The organism is Catalinimonas alkaloidigena, from assembly GCF_029504655.1.
Taxonomy (GTDB): domain Bacteria; phylum Bacteroidota; class Bacteroidia; order Cytophagales; family Cyclobacteriaceae; genus Catalinimonas; species Catalinimonas alkaloidigena.
Window position 1 is genome coordinate 6449581 of the sequence record NZ_JAQFIL010000001.1, and the last position, 19661, is coordinate 6469241.

Sequence of the window (19661 nt, forward strand, 5' to 3'; positions counted from 1 at the left end):
ATTCTTAATTTGCAAGTTGGTTATTAAACGGATCTGGAACTCAAATTATTTTAACTCATGGGATATAAATATGTGCTAATATTTGCTGTAGCTACATTTATTGCTGTCTTACAGACTGAGGCTCAGGAGGTTTCCGTAGAGTTAGGCCCCAATGAAATCGGGGTAAATGAGCAGTTTACTATTACCGTAAAAATACAAGATGACCGTCTGCGTCGCTACGACGATTTCCCTGATATTCCAGGCTTTGAAAAGGCAGGAATTTCTACCTCATCATCTACCAATATCGTTAACGGACAGGTGTCATCCTCTCAGAGTGTCACCCAAACCTACCTGCCTACGCGCGAAGGCACTTTTAAACTTTCACCCTTTCGGATGAATGTAAATGATACCCAGGTGAGTTCTTCAGGCACCAGCATTACGGTGGGTCCTGCCAAACAAAATAGCAGAAGCAACAACCCCTTTGATTTCAACGACCCTTTTGATAATTTTTTTGATAGAGATAATAATGCTCAGGAGTTTGTAGACATAAAGGATGATGCCTTCCTGGCACTTTCTAATGACAAAGATACTGTATATCTAGGCGAAGGCTTCACGACTACCCTAGCCTTCTATGTATCTGAAAAAAACCAGGCCCCTCTGCAGTTTTATGACCTGGGCAAGCAGCTTACTGATATTCTAAAGGAAATCAGACCTTCTAACGCCTGGGAGGAGAACTTTAACATTGAAAATATCAACGGCAAGCCGGTTTCTATAGGGGGCGAAAATTATACGCAGTACAAAATTTATCAGGCTACCTTCTATCCACTCAACAGAGATCCTATTACTTTTCCTGAGGTGGGCTTGCAGATGATCAAATACCGGGTGGCTAAAAACCCCTCTTTCTTTGGCAGGCGCCGGCAGGAAGACTTCAAAACTTTCTACAGTCAGCCTAAGAAGGTAATTGTAAAAGCGCTTCCTTCTCACCCTCTTATGGAAAGTGTAGCAGTTGGCGATTATCGGCTGGAAGAAGAAATCAGCGGACGAGAACTCACTACCGGCAATAGCTTCAACTATACTTTCAAAATTGTGGGAGAGGGCAACATATCGGCGATTGAGAAGCCTGCTATCTGGGAAAGTGATAATTTTGATGTGTACGCGCCCAGTATAGAGCAGAATATCAGCCGCAGAAACAACCGGGTAGCGGGATCCAAGGCTTTTTCTTATTATGCTGTGCCCAATGAGCCGGGAGATTATCAGCTGGGCAATTATTTCAACTGGGTGTTTTTCAACACTACTACCGAACGCTATGATACGCTTCGCTCCGAAATAGCTATACAGGTAAGCGGAAAGAGCCGTAAGAATGACTATATCAGCTCCCAGGATGTAGGCACCTTTTACGATTCTGCCTCACGTGCTGATAACCGCCTGAGAAGCCTTGACAATGACGGCTGGCTGCAACTTTTAGCCAATATGCTCATATTGGGCATGCTTGTACTGACCGTAGTAGTAGTCTTTAAAAAATAGCTTTGGGCTTTAGAAGCTTAGCTACTACATTTGCCATTATATTTCATATCTACTTAGCATTGCGGCATGGGAAATTCTTTCGGTAATTTATTTAAGATCACAACTTTTGGTGAGTCACACGGGAAATCCATCGGCGTGATTATAGACGGCTGCCCCGCTGGCATGCCACTAGACGAAGTTTTGATACAGAAGGACATGGACCGCCGTAAGCCAGGGCAATCTAAAATTACCACCCAACGTAAAGAGAGCGATACTTTTCATATTCAGTCCGGGGTGTTTGATGGTAAAACTACCGGCACTCCCATCATGATTCTTATTCCCAATGAAGATCAGCGAAGCAAGGACTATTCTCATATTGCCGATAAATATCGCCCCTCACATGCCGACTTTACTTACCAGAGCAAATATGGCATTCGTGATTACAGAGGAGGTGGACGAAGTTCAGCCCGCGAAACTGCTGCCCGGGTAGCAGCGGGTGCGGTAGCAAAGCAATTTTTGCGACATAAAGGGATTGAGATCAACGCCTATGTTTCACAGGTAGGCACCCTCCGGCTGGAAAAGAGCTACCACGAACTGGACCTCAGTCGTAGTGAAGAAAACATCGTACGTTGCCCTGATCCTGCCACAGCAGAGCAGATGATTGAGTTAATAGATACGACCCGCAAAAATCGTGATACCATAGGAGGTATTGTGAGTTGTGTGATTGCAGACGTGCCTGTGGGTTTAGGAGAGCCCGTCTTTGACAAATTACACGCGGAATTGGGTAAGGCTATGCTGGGCATTAATGCTGTTAAAGGTTTTGAGTACGGTAGTGGCTTTGAAGGCGTAGCGCTGAACGGCTCTCAACATAATGATGCGTACTACAAAGAGGACGATAAGGTTCGTACGCGCACTAACCACTCAGGTGGCATACAGGGGGGTATTTCCAATGGTGAAGATATATATTTCAGAGTAGCTTTTAAGCCAGTGGCTACCTTGATGCAGGACCAGGAAAGCCTGAATGAAGCGGGAGAAACAGTGACTGTTTCCGGTAAGGGGCGCCATGATCCCTGTGTAGTACCTCGAGCAGTACCTATTGTTGAAGCTATGGCCGCATTGGTCATCGCCGACTATTACCTTCTAAATCAAACTACCAGGTTTTAGGTTTTTTTCACAAATATTTGTTAAATATCTAAGCTGAACCTTGCCTGATCTATATTGGTGAGTAGGTTGCATGCACACAAGGTAGTTATGTGCAATTTTTTGAATATTTACTACTATTTCACAGTAGAATTCTTTTAACCAAGCCTGCGCAAAACTCGTCCTTCAACGGTTTTCTAAGTCCAGTTAATTAGTAAATACACGCTACTATTCTTCAGAAGTAAAAAATTCAGATCCTTCTCTAGGCTCAGCAGGGTGACTTTAAGAGCAATTTTTACAAATAACTTTCAAATCGCCCCTCAATATTACGGGTAAGAGCTTACTCAGAGGGGAAAATTTCATATTCAAATCTCTTAAATACTCACTTAGGTAAATAAAAAAAACAAAACTGGCAAAGGAATGTTAATTTTGGGTATTTGATTACAATGGTTTTACCTTTTCGGTTAAAATTTGGTAAACGTAACTCAGGCTCCCCAACCGATGTAATATTATTAATGATAAGAAAAATATAACTATTCAAATACCATACTTTTTAAAGTTCTTAAATTCCCATAACGTATATTATTATACATTTTTTTTGTAAACAGGCTACTGCTTTTCAGCTGCTGATATAAGCATAAACACTTCAGGTGTGATAAGATAAATACATGTGCAGAGTAGTCATAAAAAACTACTCCCCTTAGTATAATACTACTTCAAAGACAGTGATTTCTGGGGCAAATTAGCTCGGGATAAAGCCCGAACCTGACAACCCATTGTATTCCCAGGCCCCCTATTCTACCTTTGAAATGTTGTCTTCGGAAGCTCTTCAGAGGGCACAGCATTGAGAAAAATTAATTTAAAAAACCAATACCACGAAGTTATGAAAAAGCTTATCAACAAATTCAGCCTGTTCACCTTAGCACTTTTAACCTCTTTCGCTTTCTCTATGAGTAGCTGTAGCGAAGACCTCGTCAACCCTGATCATAGTGCTATGCCTCCTAAAAATCTGATCAAAACCCCTCCCAGAAAAAACTAGTCAATTTCCACTATCAGTAATCCAGCAAGTACAATCGAATACAAACCACATATCATTATGAAAAAGCTTATCAACAAATTCAGCCTGTTCACCTTAGCACTTTTGACCTCTTTCGCTTTCTCTATGAGTAGCTGCAGCGAAGATGTCATCAATCCTGATCATAGTGCTATGCCTCCCAAAAACCTGATCAAAACCCCTCCCAGAAAGAACTAAGCGCTACGACAATGACCAGTAAAACAGAAAAGGCTATTGTCTACACTGTAATCGCAGTGCAAACAATAGCCATACTAGCGCTCTTTCAAAAGTTTGTAGCCGTGATTTTATAAACCTTACTTACCCATGCTGGCTTTATGCTCCTGCATGTACGCAATGGTAAGGTTGCTTAGGGTTCTTACACCCAGTTTCAGTCCGCTGTCATCAATAAAGAAATCAGGGGTATGGTGAGGTGCAACTTCCTCTGCTTCCTTATCAGCAGACATACCTCCCAGAAAGAAGAAGAAGCCAGGTACTTCCTCCGCGAAGTAGGAAAAATCTTCAGCTCCCGTTACCGGGTAACGTAGAAAGACATTATCCTGCCCGGCAGTTTCATTTAGCGTCTCTACTGCCCAGGCCGTAAGCTCAGGATCGTTGTAGGTAACCGGATAGCCACGGGAGATATTCACTTCTACTTCCGCTCCGGCACTTTCCCCAATATTGATAGCAACCTCCCGAATACGCGCATGAATTTTATCCTGCATCTCAGGGTCCAGAGAACGGATGGTTCCGATCATAGTCACCTCTTCAGGGATGATGTTGCTGCGTACTCCTCCCTCAATTTTGCCTATCGTAACTACCGCAGGAGCTTTGATTAACTCAAGGTTACGGCTCACTATAGTCTGTAGCCCCATCACAATCTGTGAAGCCGTAACGATAGGGTCTACGCCAGACCAGGGATAAGCGCCGTGTGTCTGAGCCCCTTTTACCTTGATTTCCAGCCCATCTACGCCCGCCATAGTACCTTCGGGACGATAGCCTATCTGATTAACTTTGGTTTGGGAATTGATGTGCAAGCCAAATATCACATCCACATCCGGGTTTTTTAAAGCGCCTTCTTTGATCATCAGGTCGGCACCACCTTCTTCGCCATCCGGCGCTCCTTCTTCGGCGGGCTGAAAAATAAACTTAACGGTTCCCTGTAAATCATCCTGCATGCTGCTCAGCGTCTCAGCTACCCCCATCAAAATGGCAACGTGGGTATCATGGCCGCAGGCATGCATCACGCCTACCTCTTCGCCATTGTACTCGGCAGTCACTTTAGAGGCAAAAGGAATATCTACCCGCTCAGTAACCGGCAGGGCATCCATATCAGCTCTTAGCGCTACTACCGGGCCGGGCTTGCCTCCCCTGAGGACACCTACCACTCCGGTATGGGCCACTTTGGTCTGCACCTCTATTCCCAAAGATTTCAGGTGCTCCGCCACCATTTCTGCGGTACGAAACTCCCGGTTGGATAGCTCAGGATGCGCATGGATATCGCGGCGCCAGGCGATCACTTTCTCATCAATCTGATCAGCCATTTGATCTACCTGTGTTTTCAGGTCCTGGGCAAAAGCTATATCAACAGCAAAAAAAGCTGTCAATAGGATGAACAGCAGTATTTTTTTATACATCGTAAAAAAGGTTAGGTTTTAATAGAAACTATATGAAAATATAGGCGCTTTGTTGATAACTATCAAATAAAAAGAGCGTACCTTTGATCAACACGCTCTCTCTAACTTACCTTTCTTTATCCTCATGTCACTTGTAGCTGCGGGCCCCCTGCCTTAATATCTTCACTGGCATTTTCAGCAAACTTCTCAAAGTTATCGGCAAACTGTGCTGCCAGATGCTTGGCTTTCGTATCGTAGGCATCCTTATCACTCCATGTATTGCGGGGATTCAATATCCCAGCAGGCACCTCAGGGCAAGAAGTTGGCATATTTACACCAAATACAGGGTGTTCTTCATACTCGACATTACTCAGTTTACCTTCCAGAGCAGCAGTAATCATCGCCCTGGTATATTTAAGCTTGATGCGCTTGCCCACGCCATAAGGCCCACCAGACCAACCGGTATTGATCAGCCATACATTCACCTGCTGCTGCTCCATTTTTTTGCCTAATATTTCTGCATACTTGGTGGGGTGCAGGGGCATAAAGGGCGAGCCAAAACAAGCTGAGAAAGTAGCCTTAGGCTCATTGATTCCCGCTTCTGTGCCGGCAACTTTAGCAGTATAGCCGGAAATAAAGTGGTACATCGCCTGGCCTACGGTTAGCTTGGATACCGGTGGTAGTACGCCATAAGCATCGGCGGTAAGAAAGAAGATATTGTCCGGCCTTCCTCCGATAGAAGGAGATTTGGCATTTTCTATATGGTAAATAGGATAAGAAACCCTTGTATTTTCAGTTACCTCTTTGCTCGCATAATCCACCGTACGCGTGCCGGGAAGAAAACGGGTGTTCTCCAGGATAGCCCCAAACTTTATCGCATTCCAGATTTCAGGCTCTGTCTCCTTAGTCAGGTCAATCACTTTGGCATAGCAGCCTCCCTCAAAATTAAAGACACTGTCTTCTGTCCATCCGTGCTCATCATCACCAATCAGGTAGCGGTTGGGATCAGCGGAGAGAGTGGTTTTACCGGTACCAGACAACCCAAAAAAGATAGCGGTATCTCCTTCTTTACCCATATTAGCACTGCAGTGCATAGATAATACGTTTTCCTGGTCGGGCAAGAGGAAATTAAGCACACTGAATACGCCTTTCTTGGTTTCGCCGGTATAGCCGGTGCCCCCGACCAGGATCATCCTGCGTTTAAAATTGATGATGGCAAAGTTCTCGTTGCGAGTACCATCTACTTCAGGATCGGCCTTAAATTCAGGTATCGCCAGTATGGTAAAATCGGGATGAAACTCAGCCGCTTCACCTTCATCCAACCTCAAAAACATATTGTAGCAAAACAGATTATGCCAAGCCTGAGTGTCTATCACCCTTACCTTCATACGATACTTAGGGTCGGCTCCGGCGGCGGCATCGCGCACATAGATCTTCCTTCCATCCAGAAACTTCACCATCTTATCGTATAGCTGATCAAACTTTTCAGGGGCAAAAGGAACATTCACATCACCCCACCATACTTTATTTTCAGTCAGCTCATCTTTTACAATAAATCGGTCTTTAGGTGAGCGACCGGTAAATTTTCCGGTATCACACATCAGGGCGCCATTATCGGCCAGTACGCCTTCTCCCCGTTTTACAGCTTCTTCTACCAACTCGGCAGGATGAAGATTCCAGAATACGCCTTTGGTATGGTAAATCCTCATATCTTCCAGGCTTTTGAGCACAGATGAAAGATTAGTTCTTTTCATGGCTTTATAGGTTTGAGATAATTTATTTACAATCATTGTTAACGACACCCAAACTTCATCATATTAAGGAAGTTCTTTTATGACAAAAGTTAGTCATAAAGCTGATAATTATCATATCTTCCGCTTCATATCCCTCTTAATTCGTCTGCATGAGGGCCACACCCCAAACACATCGGGGAGATAGCTGTTAAGCCTGTAGTTTTTTAAATACCATATTTTGGATTCTTTACTTTTTTACATTGTAGCAGCAGTAGGAGGTACAGCGGTAGTTTGGTGGGGAGGCGACATGCTGGAATCTTCTTCTGAGAAATTAGCCCTCTATTATCGTCTGCCCAAAATTTTTCGCGGGGCTATACTGGCCGCCGTAGGTTCCAGCTTTCCTGAGCTTTCCAGTTCAGTCATTTCTACCCTCATCCACGGGGAGTTTGACCTGGGGGTATCCGCCATTGTAGGCTCGGCGATTTTTAATATTCTGGTCATTCCTGCTATCTCAGGTTTGGCAGCAGGTAAGCTAAAAGCCAATCATACATTAGTATATAAGGATGCTCAGTTTTACATTACCTCGGTAGCAGTGTTGTTACTTGCTTTTTCTTTTGCGGTGATTTATAATCCGGTAGAAGGCGAAACCCTCAGCGGAGAGGTGAATCGTGCTATTGCGCTGGTGCCTTTTCTACTCTATGGGCTGTATATCTTCTTGCAGTTTCAGGATGTAAAAGACGAACGGGCTGATCAAGATGAGCCCCGCCCCAAGGATATCTCTCCGCAAAAAAGCTGGCTCAGACTTGTGCTAAGCTTAGTGTTGATCGTAGGCGGAGTAGAAGGTTTGGTTAGAGCTGCCCTCGGTTTTGGTGAGTACTTTGATACGCCCAGTTTCCTCTGGGGCCTGACCATCATCGCCGCCGGTACTAGCATTCCCGACGCTTACGTAAGTGTTAAGGTAGCCCGAAGAGGGGAAGGTGTAGTGAGTCTTGCCAATGTGCTGGGCAGTAATATTTTTGACCTGCTGGTAGCGGTACCTGTAGGCATACTGATTGCCGGTACGGCACCCATAGATTTTAAGGCCGCCGCGCCTATGATGGGCTTTCTCACGCTGGCTACCATTGTGCTGTTTACCATGATGCGGACCAAGCTCTCCCTCAACAAAGCCGAATGCTGGAGTTTGTTAGTGCTTTATATTGTGTTTGTAGGGTGGATGGTGCTTGAAACCATAGGCATCACCTCTATCGTCCGCTAATGTATTGTGGATAAAAATGATAATATGCTTAGCGAGCGGTTGAAGTCTCATGCGCTAGTTTCTATCTTTATCAGCATAAATCTTTTATGCCTTGAAAATCCGATTCAGAGAAATCTTCCCCCGCTTTACTGAAGAATTAAAACGCCTGAGGCACCTTGAAAGATTGGCTGAGGTCAGGCCTCCTATACCTTCCCGGCGGGTGCAGCTTTTCATCCTGGCTATTCTGCTTGATGTCATACTCGTAAGCCTTCTGTTTGAGCATAGTGAACTTCAGCGTCAGGCTATTTTCATGACCGGAATTTTTGTGCTGGCAGCTCTGCTCTGGGTCACTGAGTCACTACCACTTTTTGCTACCGCTATTCTTATCATCGGCCTGGAAATTATTTTATTAGCCAACCCCGGAAACTGGGCAGGCCTGGGTTTTGAAGGAGGCTTTTCTCCTGATTACCGTGAGTTTCTGGCTCCTCTCTCCGATCCGGTAATTGTACTCTTTTTTGGAGGCTTTATACTGGCGCATGCTGTTCTCAAAGAAGGGGTAGACAAAGCGATGGCCAGCGGTATATTGAAAGCTTTTGGGAGTAAGCCGTTCTACGTCATGTTGGGCCTGATGCTTATCACTGCGCTTTTTTCCATGTGGATGAGCAATACCGCTACTACCGCCATGATGATTACGCTGGTATACCCCATGCTGGAGCAGATACCCAAAGGAGACCCGCTGCGCAAAGGGCTGCTGCTGGCCATTCCTTTTGCTGCCAATATCGGAGGTATGGGTACGCCTATCGCTTCCCCGCCCAATGCGGTAGCTGTATCTTTTTTGCAACAGGCGGGTTATGAAATAAACTTTCTGGAGTGGGTACTGATTGCCGCTCCTCTTATGGCTTTCCTTCTTGTATTTGCCTGGTTGCTGCTTTATAATTTCTTCAAGCCCATAGACCCATCGCTTGAACTCAAACCTACCCCTCGGAAGATTGACGGAAGAGGCTGGTACGTGATCATTGTCATGCTTATCACAGTTCTGCTTTGGCTCTCTGACCAGTGGCACGGATTATCTACTGCCGTAGTAGCCCTGTTTCCTGCCATTGCCTTTACAGCTACCGGCCTGCTCGGCAGAAGTGATGTCAATTCTTTAGAATGGCATATTCTGATCCTTATTATGGGAGGTATTGCTTTGGGCGTGGGAATGCAGCTTACTGGCCTGGATGAAGTCTTTGTATCTTATATTCCCGGAGAGGGAAGCGTAGTACTGGCAGCCATGGTGATCGCTACCATATTGTTCAGCACTTTCATTTCTAACACCGCAGCCGCTAATCTTCTGCTACCCATCGGAATATCTTTTGCCCTGCAAAATACCGAGATTGGTATGCCCGGGCCGGTACAACTGGCAGTGAGCATTGCGCTGTCTGCTTCTCTGGCAATGGCTTTGCCCATCAGTACGCCACCCAATACCATTGCCTACAGCAAAGGTGATCTGGTGACCGGCGACTTCACAAAATCCGGAATTATCATCGGAGGTTTAGCGGCCATGCTGATCATTGCCCTGGGCAACACCATCATCAGCTTCTGGACGACGTATTGATGCGCTACGGGCCAAGCAAGAAGCGGAAGTTTAACTTTGACTTCATTTATTTTAATAATAAGCATCATAAACGCTATAAATCTAATTACCTTGAGTATTAGCTTTGAGTTAAAAGTAAGCCCGAAGGGGTAATAGTTTCAGCACCTTTTGAAGATGATTTTGCAGCGATAAAGGGCTTTTTCAAAGAACGGGGCCGCCTAGGCATTTCCTGTTTGGAAGATTCTATTTTTTCAGTGGCCGCCACCCGGTTGAAAAAAGAAGATAGTATACATTGGCTAAGCTTATCACAAGCCTTTGTACTGTTTTTGAAGTTCACTGTACTCCTAATAGTTTTTGCATGGGATGCCCGGATGCTCTATAGACCTACGGCGTGTCCCGAACCGCTTGACTTGCTTTGTGTGGGATTGGTGGGTTGGATTATTGATCTAATATTTCTATGATCTTATTTCTAACCTCCTGGGATTTTGCTGATGCAATACTCCCTATCTTGTAAAGAATAATATTTTTATCAGCTGTAAATATTCTGTTTGGGCGGATGTTGCTGGCCTTTTTTAGACTGCCATTGATCATATCACTATCCGTTAAACTGATAGCATAAGCATCTTTTGTGTGCTGACTGGTGATTTGACATAAAATAATATCACTTCCCATTAGATCAGCCAATACGAGTGCTGGCCGTCTCTTGCTGGCTGATAGGTCTGAAAAAGGGAATGGTAATACGATTACATCACCTTTTATAAATCTTGCCATGCCTGATCTTCTTCGGGACTGTTCCAATCTTTTCCTAGTACTGTTTCACTGGCATAGGCTGTTTCCATAGAAGCCGTATCCACGGGGGAACTTGCTTGATTCTTTTTATACTGAAGATACTTCATATACTCATGCAATTCTCCCAACAGATCATCTGGAATATGCTGTAATTCTTGTTTAAGCTTTTCTCGTGTTGATGTTTTAGCCATATACTTGTATACTTTTCTTTCTCTAAAGATAACGATTTTAGGTAGATATAGATTTTTCTGCCTGAAGAAATATTCTGTCTTGTGAGATTGGCAACTGATAAGTTGAAGATTATCCATAATAATCCCCAATATTTTTATTTTTCACTATAAGCACTTTTCTGGGTCACGGGTCACCAGGGGTATAGAGACTGACTGTCAGTAAGTTAAGTGACCCATCTGGTGAACCAACACTTTGGGCCGCCACGGAGTGGCCACCATGGAATGGTCGCCAGGAATCAATTTTGGAATGGATTTACAGTGAGTAGAACTGGAGGAAAGTTAAAATAAAGGTTTTGGCGTTGATTTCCACTGAAAGAAAGAATTATCAACGCATATTTATGTTCAAAGTAGCAGATATGAATGAACAAAACAAGTTCTTTTGTAAAGATGGCTGCTAAACTGGTGGAGGCTTTGGGTGTATCTCTGGATTATCTGGTAGGGGACGAACACGTTACGCTAAAGCTAAATACGCCCGAGTAAGGGAATAATAATTTCCTTCTGATAAGTTTAACATTTAGAACTCTTTTATAACTAGCATTCCTGTCTCGTCATCCTTGTAGGTGAGGTATCCCTTATTGTAAAGTTGCTTTATAATAATCTTTTCATTTTCAATTTGCGTATGCTGAACACCGCCACTGAAATAATCATCAATGTTGATTTCGTTTAATGTCCTGTTCGGTTGAATAAAGAAAGGTTTCAGCTTATTATAAGTATCTTCTGAGACCTCTAATAATTTATCTTTTACTAAAATTGGATAAATCAAATTAATGTACGACTTGATAGGAATTGTGCCTGTTTTTTCGGAATTAATTATGTAATAAAGTACTCTACCCGATGATTTTGAGTAAGAAAAAGAAAAGCTGAATTTTGAGGTTACCATACACTCTAAACTCAGCTTTACCATGAAATATTTATTAGAATCAAAGATAAAAAAACTTTGAATGCCTTTCCTGTTGTCCGCCATTTGTCACGACAGAAATTTGTCTGGCAGTTTGTAAAAACAGTTATCAAAATGCGCACTGTGCAATTCTGTGAGTTAGCTACGGAACTGAATGATGAAGTACGAGAGACTTCAAATGAACGGCGCATCCAAGCTTTTTTCAAAGATGCTCTTCTTGATTATCAACAAGTAGCGGCCCTTCTATCTAGGTTTCTACCCCCCGGAGAAGTGAGTCTGAGTCTTGACCGTACGGAATGGGATTTTGGCCAGTGCCAGGTTAATATTTTATGTATCACCGCTTGTGTAGGTAAAGTGGGCTTGCCTTTATACTTTGAGATGTTGGATAATAAAAGTGGGAATAGCAACTATCAAGATCGGATCGATCTACTGAAGCAGTGTGTAAGGCTGCTAGGTAAAGCACGCATCGCTTCAGTCATTATGGATAGAGAATTTATCGGCCATCAGTGGCTGACTTGGCTTCAGAAGGCTGAAATTCCCTTCTGTGTCCGCGTTCCTAAACATCATACTATCACCTTGCGTAACGGTGAAACCTACCAAGCCGAAGAATTAATGGCTCACCAGTCTACACGGTACTTTCAAAATGCTATTGTGGATGGAGTAAGAGTTAATGTAGCTATTAGAAGACTGGCTAACCGAGAAATGTTGTATGTCATCGGTACTCACTTTGCTAAGCAGCTTCCGCACATATATCGCAAACGCTGGACCATAGAGGTTTTCTTTCAAAGTTTGAAAGGACGCGGTTTCAAATTGGAAGGTTCACATTTACGAAGTCTAGACAAGTGGAAAAAACTATTTGCTTTAGTGTGTATTGCTTTTGCTATTTGCCTGTCCTTAGGCAGAGAGTTCTTGGATAAAACACAAAAAGTAGCGATCAAAAAGCACGGCTATCCAGCCAAGAGTACTTTCCGCAGAGGGTTAGATTGGTTCCGGCAGTATTTAAAAGGCAAGCATCAAGCTGACTTTGATAGGCTGCTTAAACTATTTCTGCGAAGAGTAGAGCGAACTGGGGCCTGCGATTATCAACTGATAAATATCATCGGGTAGAGTAGTAATAAAGTTTATTGTTAGGAATAACAATATCTTGAACACTATTTTCATGCCTCACCCTTAAACATATATAATATGCATTCGAAGATACATCTGTTAATATATCTTTCATCGTATTCTTATCATTACACGAAGATAATACCCCGATAAAAAAGAATAATTTAATAATCCAATAGATACGATGGGATTTTTTTTCCTCCATATGTAGTCCTTTTTTTATCACCTGTTACTTTTCTAACCTTATTCTCGAGCCTAACTGCATTTATTTCACGCAAAGGCACTCCAGCTACTTCAATTTTTTCTGGTGTTATGTCAATATCAGTGTCATAAGAATGCTGTAATTCATGAGCTAATGACGCTCTCGGAGTTCTTTTATCTCCTCTAACTGACTTTTCATTATTTGGATCATAGCCAATATTAGTGCCCTGAGATTCCCCCTTATCAAGTTTTTCTGTATTGTACGTAACTCTATTACCTTTACCATCATCTTCTGGTATTTCTATTTTATGCGTATTTGGACTGTTTTCAAGCTCGGTTATCACCTTAGCAACTTCTGAATCATCTTTTTTCAGCTGATCTAAATCAGCTTCTACTTGCCTTTTATAGGCCATTGCATCAGTTTCATAACCGACAAAATCTAAAGCCTTGTCTATCCATGAAATATTTCCAACTACAACTGTATCACCTAAAAAGTCAGAATATAAAATTGGATTATTCCCAAATCCCACGTATGGACTTTCCCTTTCAGATGTTTTAGGGTCGATCTGTCCCCACCTCCCGATAGCAGGATCATAACTTCTGTATTCAGCAAGATAATTATCCCAACCTAAGTCAGTCTGTAATTCAATCCCATTATAGAGGTACTTATTATTGAGTTCCCTCCCTGGTTTTTGGTTGTGTGTTAATCCGAATGGGTAGTAGTGATCATCTCCAATTGTATGAGCACTGGCAAAGCGTTAAGCAGAAGAAGGCGTATGCCCATCAATTGGAATAAATGGTCAACCCTATTCCGGCAAACACATTCCTCTAGCTTGAAACTTTAAACCTTTAACCACTTACCCTCTCTGCAGCAAGAAGACGATGTAGGCGATGTAGCACAGCAGAAACAAAACGCCACTGAATCGTCCTACCGCTTTCTTCTTTTCCAGGCTCACCGATAGTATCAGCAAAGTACTGGCAAAGATGATCATCAGGATGTCAAAGTTGCTGAGCACATTGAAAGGCAAGGGGTGGATCAGGGCACTAATACCCAGTATCCAGAGAATATTGAAGATGTTGGAACCTACGGCATTACCCACCGCGATGTCGGTATTTCGCCTTTTGGCCGCTACCGCTGAAGTGACCAGTTCGGGCAGGGAGGTACCGATTGCCACGACTGTCAGTCCAATGAAGCTTTCGCTCATACCCAGTTGGGTAGCGATATGGATAGCTCCGTCTACAGTCCACTTTCCGCCCAGAAACAGAGCGACTATTCCGAGTAATATCAAGCCCCCAGCTTTAAGCATAGGTTTCTCTTCATAACTTTCCACAGTTTCTTCCCCTCCCTCACGGGAGACCTTAAATACATACAGCATGAACAGGACGAAGAAAAACAACAAAATAGCTCCATCGGCACGACTAATACTCAGTCCCAGCGGTTTGTCAAAGAGCGCGGCATTGGCCAGAAAACCCACCAGTAAGGCCGCCATTAATGAGAAGGGAATCTCTGACATCACCGTACCTCTCTGCAAAGGAAGAGGGTAAATCAGAGCAGCCACTCCGAGAATAAGGAGGATATTGGCAATATTACTTCCAAAGACATTCCCCACCGCCAGTTCCGCGCTTCCATTCAGACTGGCCAGTATGTTCACGATCAGTTCCGGCATTGAAGTACCAAAAGAGACAATGGTTAAACCAATCACAATATCAGAAACCCGGTATTTTTTCGCGATAGAAGAGGCCCCATCCACCAGCCAGTCGGCACCTTTGATCAACAACACAAAACCAACAACGAAGAGTATGTAAGTGAGCATAAATGTATTAAGATATCAATCCGCTGCTATATTACGAAAGAAGTAGAAAAAAGTAATATATAGGATATAAGTATGATCTGATCAACGATAAAAAAGCCGTGCAAGTAGCTGAGCATCAATAACAAGATATTTTTTTTGCTGTAAAAGCTTGATGTACAAAATTATAGGCTCGTAATATAATAGCACCCGGAATGGTGATTCCCGGAATGGCCATTCCCTGCGAGGGTGGCTGGTGCTTAAAATTATGGATAATAAACCTCCTTTTCATTCATAGAAGACAAAAAAATATTACGACTCTGATACACTTTTATCATTTTGTGCTATAAAATTATCTTAGGAGCAGCTATTCGTTTCTAAGGTTTTCTATGGAATTTATATTTTTATTAAATTGTTAGTCAATGTGTTGCGAGTTGCTAAAAAGTATCTCGCTTTTTTCTTTTTTTATTGTCAATAACTTAACACGACCTTTATGCCCGGCACGCCTGCTACACGCTGGAAAAATAAATTTTTTATCATTTCTGCCGTAGCCCTGCTTCTTCTGACTTCTTATCTGGCATGGGAAGAAGGCGTTTTTTCAGATCAGGCGGTTGACTTCAATGCCGAGATTCGTCCTATTATCAATAAAAAGTGTATTACCTGCCATGGTGGTGTAAAGCGTTCGGGAGAGTTTAGTCTCCTTTTCCGCACTGATGCGCTTAGCCCTAACGAATCCGGTAAGCGTGCTATTGTACCCGGTAATGTGGAAGAGAGCGAGATGATTCGTCGTATCAAACACCATGACCCTGAAGAGCGCATGCCCCCGGAAGGGGATCCTTTGCCTAAGGAAGAAATTGAGCTGCTTAGCCGCTGGATAGCGCAGGGCGCTCATTGGGAAGATCACTGGGCGTATGTAAAGCCTGAACCTATAGATCTGCCAGCAGTGCAAACGGATTGGGTAGAAAATAACATCGATAAATTCATATACCAACGCCTGCAAGATGAGGCGTTGCAACCCTCAGGTCGGGCAGAAAAAGCCAGCTTACTCAGGCGTGTAAGCCTTGACCTGACCGGCCTCCCCCCTACCCCTACCGAGCTACGTGCTTTTCTGGCTGACTCCACCGCTCATGCTTACGAAAAGGCAGTAGACCGCCTCTTAGCGTCACCCCGCTATGGCGAACGTTGGGCAGCGATGTGGATGGATCTTGCCCGCTACGCCGACTCCAAGGGTTATGAGAAAGACGATCATCGTAATATCTGGAAGTATCGTGATTGGCTGATCAAATCATTCAACGAAGATAAGCCTTTTGACCAGTTTACCCTTGAACAACTGGCCGGTGACCTGCTTCCCGGCCCCAGCGATGAGCAGATAATCGCCACGGCTTTTCACCGCAACACCATGAACAATGACGAAGGAGGGACTGATGATGAAGAGTTCCGCGTAGCGGCGGTAATTGACCGGGTCAACACTACCTGGGATGTGTGGCAGGCTACTACCATGGCGTGCGTGCAATGCCACAGCCACCCTTATGATCCTATCCGCCATGAGGAATATTATAAGTTTTACGCTTATCTCAATAATACCGCCGATGCCGACGTACCCAGTGAAGCGCCTAACCTGAAACAGTTTAAAAGGAAAGAAGACCGTAAAGATCTGGAAAAGATCAAAAACTGGGTGATTGAGCATACCGCTTCCGCCGATGACAAACTGGAAAGAGGCCAGGAGCTTGTTAAGCTGGTGAAGTTTACGGAGCCCAAAATACACCCTAAGAACTATAAGAATATCACCGACGGGGCGCTGGCAGACGGCAAATACCTGGAGGCAGATAACGGGGGGTATGCCATGATTCCCGACCTTGCCCTTGAAGGTAAAGATCAAATTATCCTCAGCTACTCAGCAAGTAAGTCATTAGGTACTATAGAATTCAGACTAGATAGTGTTCGCGGTGAACTACTGGCGAGCTGGCCGATTCAGAAAATAGAAAGTGAAAGCCGCTTTACCCAAACCATTATTCCTATCAAACCGGCCAGTGGTCGTCATGATGTTTATATGGTATTCAAAAGCCCTTCCGGAGCAGGACGGACCTGCCGGATAGAATGGGTATTGTTCAATCAGGCTTTACCGGGTAAAAATGAGCCGCATTACGCTCAGATCAAACGTACTTTTCTCAGCTTACTCAACACCAGCGAAGTAGAAAAAACACCGGTGATGATAGAGCGTCCTGAAGATTTTCGCAGAAAGACGCATGTATTTGTCAGAGGGAACTGGCTGGTGGATGGTGAGGAAGTACAGCCCGACGTTCCCCAAGCCTGGCCTGCCTTACCGGAAGGGGCTCCCAACAACCGGCTGGGCATGGCGCAGTGGATGGTAAGTACTGAAAACCCTCTTACGGCCAGAGTGGCTGTCAACCGCTTCTGGGCACAGCTTTTTGGAAGAGGTATCGTTGAAACGGTGGAAGACTTCGGCACACAAGGCGCCAAGCCTAGCCATCCTGAATTGCTGGACTGGCTGGCCCTGGAGTTTATGCACGAATATGACTGGAGCATCAAAAAGTTACTGAAGCAGATTGTGATGTCTGCCACATACCAGCAGTCTTCAAAAGTTAGTCCTGAACTACAGGAAATAGACCCGGCTAATCAGTTACTCGCCAGAGGCCCCAGGGTACGCCTTTCCGCCGAACAAATCCGTGATCAGGCGCTGGCGGTAAGTGGCCTGCTGAGTGACAAAATGTATGGCCCCAGTGTAATGCCTCCCCAGCCGGAGGGGATCTGGCAGGTCATCTACAGCGGAAGGCAGTGGGAAACCAGTAAAGAAGAAGACCGCCACCGCCGGGGGCTTTATACTTACTGGCGGCGTACCAGCCCTTATCCTTCCATGATTGCGTTTGACAGCCCCAGCCGGGAGTTCTGTGTCACCCGCCGCATTCGTACCAACACACCTTTACAGGCTTTGGTCACACTCAACGATCCTGTATATATGGAAGCTGCCCGTTCGCTGGCACTCAGGATGATCAATGAGGGGGGAGAAACGGCTGAAGAACGCATCGCCCGAGGTTATGAACTTGCCCTGGTTAAGCCAATTGACGATGAAAAAAAATCAGCTCTGCTAGATTTGTACCAGGAAGCGATTACCTACTACCAGGAGAACCCTGAGGAGACGCCTAAGATGACGGCCGGAAAAGAGGATCAGCAACTGGCAGCGCTGGCAGTAGTGGCCAATGCCATGATGAATTTAGATGAATTTATTACCAAAGGTTGATCGCAGAAATGCTGTAGCCTCGGTGTATGAAATAATGAAAAAGAGATATGAAACTTTTTGAGGAAGCACATCTGGAAGCCCAAAAACGAGCCGCAGAACTTGAAACCCGTCGCCACTTTTTGAAGAAATGTACTTCAGGCCTGGGCGGTATTGCTCTGGGTTCTCTGATAGGTTGCAATCCTTTTAATAGTTCTAACCCTCAGGCTAATGCCACTCCCCCTATTAACCGTAACCCCTTAGCACCGGCGGCCCCGCATTTTGCCCCCAAAGCCAAGCGGGTGATTTATCTGCACATGGCCGGTGCTCCCTCCCAGCTGGAGCTGTTTGACTATAAACCTGAACTGGCAAAGCTTCACGGTTTGGACTGTCCCCAATCTTTGTTGGAAGGCAAGCGTTTTGCATTTATTCAGGGGGTACCCAAGATGCTGGGACCGCAGGCAAAGTTCGCTCCCCGGGGAGAATCAGGAACCATGGTTTCCGACCTTCTACCCTATTTTCATGAGGTAGTAGATGAGGCGGCCATCATCAAGACCCTGCACACTGACGAATTTAATCACGCTCCGGCACAGCTATTGGTACAAACCGGCAGTTCACGCCTTGGACGCCCCAGCATGGGCTCCTGGGTCACTTATGGCTTAGGCTCAGAGAATGATAACCTGCCCGGCTTCATCGTACTGGTTTCCGGAGGAAATACCCCAAGTGCCGGCAAGAGTGTGTGGGGCAGTGGTTTTCTGCCTACTGTTTATCAGGGCGTACAATGTCGCTCCGAAGGCGACCCTGTACTCTATGTCTCTAATCCCGAAGGCATGAACCGGGACCTGAGAAGAAAATCGCTGGATGCGATCAACCGTATCAATGAGCAGGAATACCAGGAAATGGGCGACCCGGAAACTTTGACCCGTATCTCTCAGTACGAAATGGCCTTTCGCATGCAGATTTCGGTGCCTGAAATTATGGATATCTCTAAAGAACCGGACTATATTCACCAAATGTATGGAACTGAACCGGGCAAGGCATCATTTGCAAATAATTGTCTGCTGGCCCGCAGACTGAGTGAGCAGGGAGTACGCTTCATCCAGCTCTACGATTGGGGCTGGGATACCCACGGCAGCAGTAAAGACGGTGCTATTGAACATGGGTTCCGCGAGAAATGCAAACAGGTAGATCAGCCTGTCGCTGCACTGATTAAAGACTTGAAACAACGGGGTTTGCTGGAAGAAACGTTAGTCGTTTGGGGTGGAGAATTTGGCCGCACGCCCATGCAGGAAAATAGAAACGGGAGAGAGATGCCCTTCATGGGCCGTGACCACCATACCGAAGCTTTCAGCATGTGGATGGCAGGAGGAGGAATAAAAGGCGGCATCAGCTATGGAGAGACTGATGAAATCGGCTATTATGGAATCAAAGACCGTGTCCACATCCATGATTTACAAGCTACCATTTTACATCAGATGGGTATGAACCATGAGCAGCTCACTTACCACTTTCAGGGAAGGGATTTTAGACTTACCGATGTGGCGGGTAAAGTTGTGAAAGATATTTTAGCATAGATTCC

16 protein-coding genes are annotated in these 19661 nt (G+C 44.8%); 9 read left to right on the plus strand and 7 right to left on the minus strand.

What is annotated here, in order from left to right:
* Nucleotides 1-57: 57 nt before the first annotated feature.
* The 4 genes from OKW21_RS26120 to OKW21_RS26135 all read left to right on the plus strand — a co-directional run bounded on the left by OKW21_RS26120 (nucleotide 58) and on the right by OKW21_RS26135 (nucleotide 3874).
* On the plus strand, nucleotides 58-1503 hold the full coding sequence (locus OKW21_RS26120) for a BatD family protein (RefSeq protein ID WP_277485400.1): 1446 nt from the start codon (nucleotides 58-60) through the stop codon (nucleotides 1501-1503).
* Nucleotides 1504-1569: 66 nt separating this feature from the next.
* Nucleotides 1570-2646, plus strand: a complete 1077-nt coding sequence (gene aroC / locus OKW21_RS26125; protein WP_277485402.1) for a chorismate synthase — start codon at nucleotides 1570-1572, stop codon at nucleotides 2644-2646.
* A gap of 859 nt (nucleotides 2647-3505) precedes the next feature.
* Nucleotides 3506-3661 carry a hypothetical protein gene (locus OKW21_RS26130; RefSeq protein ID WP_277485405.1) on the plus strand — a complete coding sequence of 52 codons (156 nt, stop codon included), beginning with the start codon at nucleotides 3506-3508 and terminating at the stop codon, nucleotides 3659-3661.
* A 57-nt stretch (nucleotides 3662-3718) separates the two neighbouring features.
* Complete coding sequence (locus tag OKW21_RS26135) at nucleotides 3719-3874, plus strand: hypothetical protein (protein ID WP_277485409.1); 156 nt, start codon at nucleotides 3719-3721, stop codon at nucleotides 3872-3874.
* Nucleotides 3875-3990: 116 nt separating this feature from the next.
* Here OKW21_RS26135 and OKW21_RS26140 read toward each other — a convergent pair whose 3' ends face one another.
* Nucleotides 3991-5310: an amidohydrolase gene (locus tag OKW21_RS26140; RefSeq protein WP_277485411.1), complete on the minus strand. Its 1320-nt coding sequence runs from the start codon at nucleotides 5308-5310 to the stop codon at nucleotides 3991-3993.
* A gap of 122 nt (nucleotides 5311-5432) precedes the next feature.
* Nucleotides 5433-7043, minus strand: coding sequence for a phosphoenolpyruvate carboxykinase (ATP) (gene pckA, locus OKW21_RS26145; RefSeq protein WP_277485413.1), 1611 nt, complete (start codon nucleotides 7041-7043; stop codon nucleotides 5433-5435).
* A 217-nt stretch (nucleotides 7044-7260) separates the two neighbouring features.
* On the opposite strand from pckA, the gene OKW21_RS26150 reads away from it, so the two are divergent.
* Nucleotides 7261-8277: a sodium:calcium antiporter gene (locus tag OKW21_RS26150; RefSeq protein ID WP_277485415.1), complete on the plus strand. Its 1017-nt coding sequence runs from the start codon at nucleotides 7261-7263 to the stop codon at nucleotides 8275-8277.
* Nucleotides 8278-8368: 91 nt separating this feature from the next.
* A complete protein-coding gene (locus tag OKW21_RS26155; RefSeq protein WP_277485418.1) occupies nucleotides 8369-9853 on the plus strand; it encodes an SLC13 family permease in 1485 nt (494 codons plus the stop codon).
* A gap of 417 nt (nucleotides 9854-10270) precedes the next feature.
* Here the strand turns inward: OKW21_RS26155 and OKW21_RS26160 are convergent, their stop codons facing one another.
* From OKW21_RS26160 to OKW21_RS26170, 3 genes are all read right to left on the minus strand, one after another.
* The gene (locus tag OKW21_RS26160) at nucleotides 10271-10603 is read right to left on the minus strand and encodes a type II toxin-antitoxin system PemK/MazF family toxin (RefSeq protein WP_277485422.1); all 333 of its coding nucleotides are present in this window, start codon (nucleotides 10601-10603) and stop codon (nucleotides 10271-10273) included.
* Entirely contained in the window at nucleotides 10588-10929 is a 342-nt protein-coding gene (locus tag OKW21_RS26165) for a hypothetical protein (RefSeq protein ID WP_277485424.1), read from the minus strand. Before OKW21_RS26165 ends, OKW21_RS26160 begins: the two co-directional genes overlap by 16 nt.
* A 436-nt stretch (nucleotides 10930-11365) precedes the next feature.
* On the minus strand, nucleotides 11366-11815 hold the full coding sequence (locus OKW21_RS26170) for a hypothetical protein (RefSeq protein WP_277485426.1): 450 nt from the start codon (nucleotides 11813-11815) through the stop codon (nucleotides 11366-11368).
* Nucleotides 11816-11863: 48 nt separating this feature from the next.
* Here OKW21_RS26170 and OKW21_RS26175 point away from each other — a divergent pair, with 48 nt between their 5' ends.
* A complete protein-coding gene (locus OKW21_RS26175; protein WP_277476649.1) occupies nucleotides 11864-12856 on the plus strand; it encodes an IS4 family transposase in 993 nt (330 codons plus the stop codon).
* A gap of 164 nt (nucleotides 12857-13020) precedes the next feature.
* On the opposite strand, the gene OKW21_RS26180 is transcribed toward OKW21_RS26175, so the two are convergent.
* Nucleotides 13021-13794, minus strand: a complete 774-nt coding sequence (locus OKW21_RS26180) for an RHS repeat-associated core domain-containing protein (protein WP_277487804.1) — start codon at nucleotides 13792-13794, stop codon at nucleotides 13021-13023.
* A gap of 120 nt (nucleotides 13795-13914) precedes the next feature.
* Nucleotides 13915-14871, minus strand: a complete 957-nt coding sequence (locus OKW21_RS26185; RefSeq protein WP_277485428.1) for a calcium/sodium antiporter — start codon at nucleotides 14869-14871, stop codon at nucleotides 13915-13917.
* A 469-nt stretch (nucleotides 14872-15340) separates the two neighbouring features.
* Between OKW21_RS26185 and OKW21_RS26190 the strand changes: the two genes are divergently transcribed.
* Nucleotides 15341-18106, plus strand: coding sequence for a DUF1553 domain-containing protein (locus OKW21_RS26190; RefSeq protein WP_277485430.1), 2766 nt, complete (start codon nucleotides 15341-15343; stop codon nucleotides 18104-18106).
* Nucleotides 18107-18153: 47 nt separating this feature from the next.
* The gene (locus OKW21_RS26195; protein ID WP_277485433.1) at nucleotides 18154-19656 is read left to right on the plus strand and encodes a DUF1501 domain-containing protein; all 1503 of its coding nucleotides are present in this window, start codon (nucleotides 18154-18156) and stop codon (nucleotides 19654-19656) included.
* Nucleotides 19657-19661 lie beyond the last annotated feature (5 nt).